Origin of the sequence: Aliiruegeria haliotis, assembly GCF_003003255.1 — a bacterium.
GTDB classification, from domain to species: domain Bacteria; phylum Pseudomonadota; class Alphaproteobacteria; order Rhodobacterales; family Rhodobacteraceae; genus Tropicimonas; species Tropicimonas haliotis.
In genome coordinates, this window is record NZ_PVTD01000002.1 from 545,387 (window position 1) to 552,642 (window position 7,256).

Annotated in this window: 6 protein-coding genes; 5 read left to right on the forward strand and 1 reads right to left on the reverse strand. The window is 63.8% G+C overall.

Annotation, left to right across the window (positions count from 1 at the left end; all coding sequences use genetic code 11):
* Positions 1–118: 118 nt before the first annotated feature.
* From xylF to xylA, 5 genes are all read left to right on the forward strand, one after another.
* A complete protein-coding gene (gene xylF / locus CLV78_RS07885) occupies positions 119–1,144 on the forward strand; it encodes a D-xylose ABC transporter substrate-binding protein (RefSeq protein WP_106204232.1) in 1,026 nt (341 codons plus the stop codon).
* Positions 1,145–1,231: 87 nt separating this feature from the next.
* The gene (locus tag CLV78_RS07890) at positions 1,232–2,530 is read left to right on the forward strand and encodes a sugar ABC transporter permease (RefSeq protein ID WP_106204233.1); all 1,299 of its coding nucleotides are present in this window, start codon (positions 1,232–1,234) and stop codon (positions 2,528–2,530) included.
* Positions 2,531–2,533: 3 nt separating this feature from the next.
* A complete protein-coding gene (locus tag CLV78_RS07895) occupies positions 2,534–3,307 on the forward strand; it encodes an ATP-binding cassette domain-containing protein (protein WP_106204234.1) in 774 nt (257 codons plus the stop codon).
* Positions 3,307–4,746: a xylulokinase gene (gene xylB / locus CLV78_RS07900; RefSeq protein WP_106204235.1), complete on the forward strand. Its 1,440-nt coding sequence runs from the start codon at positions 3,307–3,309 to the stop codon at positions 4,744–4,746. The genes CLV78_RS07895 and xylB overlap by 1 nt, the downstream gene beginning before the upstream one ends.
* Positions 4,743–6,047 carry a xylose isomerase gene (xylA, locus tag CLV78_RS07905; protein WP_106204236.1) on the forward strand — a complete coding sequence of 435 codons (1,305 nt, stop codon included), beginning with the start codon at positions 4,743–4,745 and terminating at the stop codon, positions 6,045–6,047. Before xylB ends, xylA begins: the two co-directional genes overlap by 4 nt.
* A 92-nt stretch (positions 6,048–6,139) precedes the next feature.
* Here xylA and CLV78_RS07910 read toward each other — a convergent pair whose 3' ends face one another.
* Positions 6,140–7,024 carry a hypothetical protein gene (locus CLV78_RS07910; protein ID WP_106204237.1) on the reverse strand — a complete coding sequence of 295 codons (885 nt, stop codon included), beginning with the start codon at positions 7,022–7,024 and terminating at the stop codon, positions 6,140–6,142.
* Between the last annotated feature and the right edge of the window lie 232 nt (positions 7,025–7,256).

Below are 7,256 nucleotides of genomic sequence, written 5' to 3' on the forward strand. Positions count from 1 at the left end.
TCGCTGCATTCCTGACCGATTTTTATTTTGACAAGTAAAATAATATAGTCAATGCTCTTGTCGGCGCGGTCTTACGACCGCCCGCCCAAACGCAGGGCTGAAAACTCGGGAGGAATTCATGCGTAACCTGTTCATCGCGGCTGCCGCACTGACGACGGCTTTCACTACCACCGCACTGGCACAAGACATCACCGTCGGCGTAAGCTGGTCCAACTTCCAGGAAGAACGCTGGAAGACAGACGAGGCCGCCATGGTCGCCGCGCTCGAAGCAGCCGGCGCCACATATGTCTCGGCTGACGCCCAGTCGTCTTCGTCCAAGCAGCTCTCGGACGTTGAAGCTCTGATGGCACAGGGCGTCGACGCGCTCATCGTGCTCGCCCAGGACACCGAGGCCGTGATCCCCGCCGTGCAGATGGCCGCGGACGAGGGCATTCCGGTCGTGGCATACGACCGCCTGATCGAAGATCCGCGCGCCTTCTACCTGACGTTCGACAACGTCGAGGTTGGCCGCATGCAGGCTCGCGCCGTCTTCGCCGCCCAGCCCAAGGGCAACTACGTGATGATCAAGGGCTCGCCCACCGATCCGAACGCAGACTTCCTGCGTGGCGGTCAGCAGGAGATCCTGCAGGCGGCGATCGACTCCGGTGACATCACCATCGTCGGCGAAGCCTACACGGACGGCTGGCTGCCCGCGAACGCTCAGCGCAACATGGAACAGATCCTGACCGCGCAGGACAACAAGGTCGATGCCGTTGTGGCCTCCAATGACGGCACCGCCGGTGGTGTTGTCGCAGCGCTGACCGCGCAGGGCATGGAAGGCATTCCGGTCTCCGGTCAGGACGGTGACCACGCCGCGCTGAACCGCGTTGCAAAAGGTCACCAGACCGTGTCCGTCTGGAAAGACGCACGTGAGCTCGGCAAAGCCGCGGCAGAGATCGCCGTTGCGATGGCCGGCGGAACCGCCATGGCCGACATCGACGGCGCCGCCGAGTGGACCTCGCCATCCGGCACCACGATGACCGCCAAGTTCCTGGAGCCGATCCCCGTCACGGCCGAGAACCTTACGGTTGTCACGGATGCAGGCTGGATCTCGGTCGAAGCACTGTGCCAGGGCGTCGAGAGCGGCCCCGCACCCTGTAACTAAGCAAGACCCACCACTCACGACCTGAAGACCAGAGCCCCCGCCGATCACGGCGGGGGCCATCAAACGCGCACCCCGGAGAGCGCCACAATGGCTGAAAGCACGGACAAGACCGACCTGCCGCAGCAAACCCGCCGGAACTTCCTCGACACACTTGAAATCGACACCCGCCTGCTCGGCATGATCGGGGCTTTCGTCGTCATCTGTGTCGTGTTCGATGTCTGGACGGGCGGCAGGTTTCTGACCCCTCGCAACATCTTCAACCTGACGATCCAGACCGTTTCCGTGGCAATCATGGCCACCGGCATGGTCTTTGTCATCGTCACCCGACATATCGACCTCAGCGTCGGCGCTCTGCTGGCCACCTGCTCCGGCGTAATGGCGATGACGCAGACCGCCTGGCTGCCCGGCGCCCTCGGGCTGGAACTCGGCTCGCCGATGATCGCGCCGATTGCAATTCTTGTCGGCCTGATCGTTGGCACATTGATCGGCTCCTTCCACGGCTGGCTGATCGGCTACCTCACGATCCCGGCCTTCATCGTCACGCTGGGGGGACTATTCGTCTGGCGCAATGTGGCCTGGCACCTGTCCGCCGGACAGACCATCGGGCCGCTCGACCCGACCTTTCTAAAGCTTGGAGGCATCTCCGGCACGCTTGGCGCCAGCGGCAGCTGGATCCTGGGACTGCTGGCCACCGGGTTCTCGCTCTACCTGCTGTTCAACGCACGGCGCTCCAAGCTGGCGCATGGCTTCCCGGTGAAGCCGATGTGGGCCGAACTGACCATCGCGGGCATCGTCTCGGCGGCTATCTTGGGGTTTGTCTGGATCCTGAATTCCTACGAGGTTCCAGCCCGACGCCTTGCCCGCGAATTCGCAGCGGCAGGCAAGGAGATGCCGGAAGGCTACACCGAGGTCTACGGCGTGCCCTACTCGGTGCTGATCCTGATCGCCGTCGCATTGGTCATGACCGTCGTCGCCCAGCGCACACGGCTCGGTCGCTATATCTTCGCAACCGGCGGCAATCCGGAAGCAGCCCAGCTTTCTGGTATCCGCGTACGTTTGCTGACCGTGAAGATCTTCGCCATCGTAGGCTTCCTGTGTGCCCTGTCGGCGGTCGTCGCCTCGGCCCGCCTGACCTATCACACCAACGATATCGGCACGCTGGATGAATTGCGCGTCATCGCTGCGGCGGTGATTGGCGGCACGGCGCTCTCGGGTGGCATCGGCACGATCTACGGCGCCATCCTCGGTGCACTGATCATGCAGTCGCTGCAATCGGGCATGGCCATGGTCGGCGTCGAAGCCCCCTACCAGAACATCGTCGTCGGCATCGTGCTGGTGTTCGCCGTCTATGTCGACATCGTCTATCGCAAGCGGACGGGAGACTGACCCATGCCACTTGATACCTCTGATCGCGGTACCCCTCTGCTGGAGATGCGCAACATGCGCAAATCCTTTGGCGGCATTCATGCCGTGGACGACGTCTCCATCGATCTTCACGCAGGCGAGGTCGTGGGTGTCCTCGGCCACAACGGCGCCGGGAAATCGGTGCTGATGAAGATGCTCTCGGGCGCCTATCCGCGCGACTCCGGCCAGATCTTCATCAACGGCGAGGAAGCGCATATCGACAACCCTCGCGATGCGCGCGACTACAACATCGAGACGATCTACCAGACCCTCGCGCTGGCGGACAATCTCGATGCCGCCTCCAACCTGTTCCTCGGCCGGGAACTGGTCACGCCCATGGGCCTGGTGGACGACGCCAAGATGGAAGCCGAGACGCGCAAGATCATGAACCGTCTCAACCCCAACTTCCAGAGATTCCACACCCCGGTTGCCGGTCTGTCGGGCGGCCAGCGGCAATCGGTGGCAATCTCTCGCGCGGTCTATTTCAACGCCAAGATCCTGATCATGGACGAGCCGACAGCGGCGCTTGGTGTCGAAGAGACGGCGATGGTGGCGCGACTCATCGACGAGTTGAAGTCGCAAGGCCTCGGGATTCTGCTGATCGACCACGACATCCACCAGGTGAAGGCGCTCTGCGACAGGGCCTCGGTGATGAAGAACGGCAAGCTGGTCGGCACGGTCCGGGTCGACGAAGTCACCGAAGACGACATCCTTGGAATGATCATTCTCGGCAAGAAGCCGGAGAAAGGTGTGGAATAATGTATATCGGTCTGGATCTGGGGACTTCCGGTCTCAAGGCCCTCCTGATCGACGAGGCGCAGAGCGTCATCGCCGAGGCCACGGCACCGCTTGCCGTGTCCCGCCCCCACCCCGGCTGGTCGGAGCAATCGCCGGCCGACTGGCTGGCGGCGGCCTCTGCCGCGATGGACGGGCTGGCCGCAGCGGCCTCTCTTTCCGGCGTGAAGGGGATCGGGCTTTCAGGGCAGATGCACGGGGCGACCCTTCTGGATGCTTCGCAGAACGTGCTGCGGCCCTGCATGCTCTGGAACGACACCCGCTCCCACAAGGAGGCAGCCACCCTTGATGCCGCGCCCGCATGGCGTGATGTCAGCGGCAATATCGTCTTTCCGGGCTTTACGGCGCCCAAGGTCATGTGGGTCCGCAACAACGAACCCGAGATCTTCGAGAAGATCGCGATGGTGCTGCTGCCGAAGGACTACCTGCGGCTCTGGCTCACCGGCGAGGCCGTTTCGGAAATGTCGGATTCCGCTGGCACGTCCTGGCTCGACACCGGCAAGCGGGACTGGTCGGATCCGTTGCTGGCGGCCTGCGACCTCTCTCGCGAGACCATGCCGCGCCTTGTCGAGGGCTCAGAGGTATCCGGCGAGCTCCGCAAGGAGTTGGCGGAACGCTGGGGCCTACCCGATGGCGTCGTGGTGGCCGGTGGCGGCGGCGACAACGCGGCCTCTGCTGTTGGCGTCGGTGTCGTGAACGCAGGCGAGGCCTTCGTGTCGCTTGGGACATCCGGCGTGCTCTTTGCCGCCTCGGACGCCTATCAGCCCGACCCGGCAACCGCCGTGCATACGTTCTGCCATGCGCTGCCCGACACCTGGCACCAGATGGGCGTGATCCTTGCGGCCACGGATGCGCTGAACTGGTACGCCGGGCTGGTCGGCTCGGACGCGGCCTCGCTCACCAACGAACTCGGCGCCCTGCGCAGCCCCGGCCGGGCAATGTTCCTGCCCTACCTCGGCGGCGAAAGGACACCGCACAACGACGCCGGGATCCGCGGCAGCATGACCGGCCTCGAACACGCCACCGACCGCGCCGCAGGCACTGCCGCGGTGCTGGAAGGGGTGACCCACGCCGTGCGTGACAGCTATGACGCGCTCGCCTCGACCGGCACCCGTTTCGATCGGCTGATCGCCGTTGGCGGCGGATCACGATCCGACTACTGGCTACAGGCGATCGCCACATCGCTCGACATGCCGGTCCAGGTCCCGGTGGCCGGCGATTTCGGCGGCGCCTTCGGCGCGGCACGGCTGGCGATGATGGCCGCGACCGGCGCGGGTGCAGAAATCGCGGTCATCCCGGAAATCAGCAAGGTCGTCGAGCCCGTGAAGGACCTGACGTCTGCATTCGCCGAAGCGCACGCTCGCTATCGGGACACCTACCAAGCCCTCAGAGGTCTCTCATGACAAACTTCTTCGACGGCATCGACGCCGTGAAATTCGACCCCTCCAGCGATTCCGACCTGGCCTATCGCTACTACAACCCTGACGAGATCGTCATGGGCAAGCGCATGGAGGATCACCTGCGCTTCGCTGTCGCCTACTGGCACAGCTTTGCCTGGGAAGGCGGCGACCCCTTCGGTGGACGAACCTTCGACCGCCCCTGGTATCCGCAGGACAGCATGGAGCTGGCAAAGGTAAAGGCCGACGCCGCCTTCGAGATGTTCGCGATCCTCGGCCAGCCGTTTTTCTGCTTCCACGATGCAGATGTCGCGCCCGGCGGCGACAACTTCGCCGAGTACAAGCGCAACCTTGAGGAGATCGTCGACTACTTCGGCGAGAAGATGGAGGCCACGGGCACCAGGCTCCTCTGGGGAACGGCAAACATGTTCACCCATCGGCGCTTCATGGCCGGTGCGGCCACGAACCCTGATCCGGATGTCTATGCCTGGTGCGCGGCGACCGTCAAATCCTGCATGGATGCGACCAGCAAGCTTGGCGGCCAGAACTACGTGCTCTGGGGCGGCCGCGAAGGCTACGAGACGCTGCTGAACACCGACCTGGTGCAGGAGCGCCAGCAAGCCGGGCGCTTCCTGCAGATGGTCGTTGACTACAAGAACAAGATCGGCTTCGACGGCGCGATCCTGATCGAGCCGAAGCCGCAGGAGCCTTCAAAGCACCAGTACGACTATGACGTGAACACCGTCTACAGCTTCCTCAAGGAGTTCGGGCTGGAAGGCGAGGTGAAAATGAACATCGAGCAGGGCCACGCGATCCTCGCCGGGCACAGCTTCGAGCACGAACTGGCGATGGCAGCGGCCTTCGGCATCCTCGGGTCCATCGACATGAACCGCAACGACTACCAGTCCGGCTGGGACACCGACCAGTTCCCCAACAACGTGCCAGAGGTGGCCCTGGCCTACTACGAGATCCTCAAGGCCGGAGGCTTCACCACCGGCGGCACCAATTTCGACGCCAAGCTGCGCCGGCAGTCGCTGGACGCCGAAGACCTGATCGCCGGACATGTCGGCGCGATGGACGTCTGCGCGCGCGGCTTCAAGGCTGCTGCGGCGATGCTGGAGGACGGCGGCCTGGAGAAGGCCCGCGCCGAGCGATACGCCGGCTGGGACGAGCCCACCAACAAGGCAATGCTTGAATCCGGCACGCTGGAGAGCATTGCCAAGCGGGTTCTGGCCGACGACATCAACCCCGAGCCTCGCTCGGGCCGGCAGGAGCGGCTGGAAAACTACATCAATCGCTTCGTCTGATCTGCGCCTTCGGGCGAGGACATTCCAGGGCGGCCCCTCGGGGTCGCCTTTTTTTGCGGCACCGACCATCTGCCGCAGAGGTCCCGGGGATGTCAGGGCAGCGGATCGAGGAGCGGATCGATCGCGTGCGGATATCGCTGCGCAATGATGGTGCGTTGCGCATCGGACAGGTGCAGGCGGGGCCCGGCCGACAATGCTGCGAGCGTCATCTTCCGCACGAGGGCAAATACCGCCCTCTGCGCGGTGTTGCGTTCGGTGTCCTTGCCGATGACGTCGTTGGCGCGCCGCAGCACACCGGCGGCCCGGCGCGACAAGGCCTCGTTTGCAGGTGTCGGACGCTGGAGCCCCACCGGATCGATCCCGGCGAATGCGCAGAAAGTATCGATCAGATCGGGACCGCTGTCTCCGGCGCCCGGCATCGCCGCCACCCTCAGCCGCGCTCCGAACTGCGCCCGCCAGTCGAGGATCGTCTGGTGGATATCGAGTTCCGCGTAGTCCTCGACAAAGGCCTGCAAGCTTCGGGCCGAACCACGCTTGACGGATTCCGAGTAGCTGGACAGAACGAACTCCGCCTGCGGGCGCACGAACATGATGTAGCGGAATACGGCGAAACGCTCGGACAATAGCTCATCCAGCGCAGCGCGCAACTCGGGCGTGTGAAGCCAGATCCCGATGTGCTCGCTGGAGATAATCTCCCGGTCGCATTCCGGCCGTCCGGTCGGCAGAGCCGACACAAGGTCCGCCTGGTCGCCTGGGCGCGTCAGCGCATGTTGATTTCGAAACATCTCGTCCTCAACCAGCCGATCCGCCCGCAGACAGGCCGCCAACCCGTACTCCAGTTGGCTGTAGCGGTCGATCAGCGGCGGTGCACAGGCGATCCCGCGCCTCTTCAGAGCCCGGCGGTTCGTTGCGAGGAACATCTGGATCGCGGTGGAGCCAGTCTTTGGCAGTCCAACGTGCACGATTGCCTCAGCCATGTCAGACTTCAACCTTTCCGATTCCGCCGGGGCAACACTCCATGGCCGGGGGGGCAAAGGGAAGCCGAAACACGGGCTCGATGACGCCCATCGGCCGAAAATGTCACTTTGTTTCAGAACAGGATACAGTCAGCGGCGGCCTGTTGCTCAATCCGGCGATATCCAAGACGTCTGCGCATCTTTTGATGACCGAATGACTATCCGGCGCCGGATCTATCCATATATTGTGATC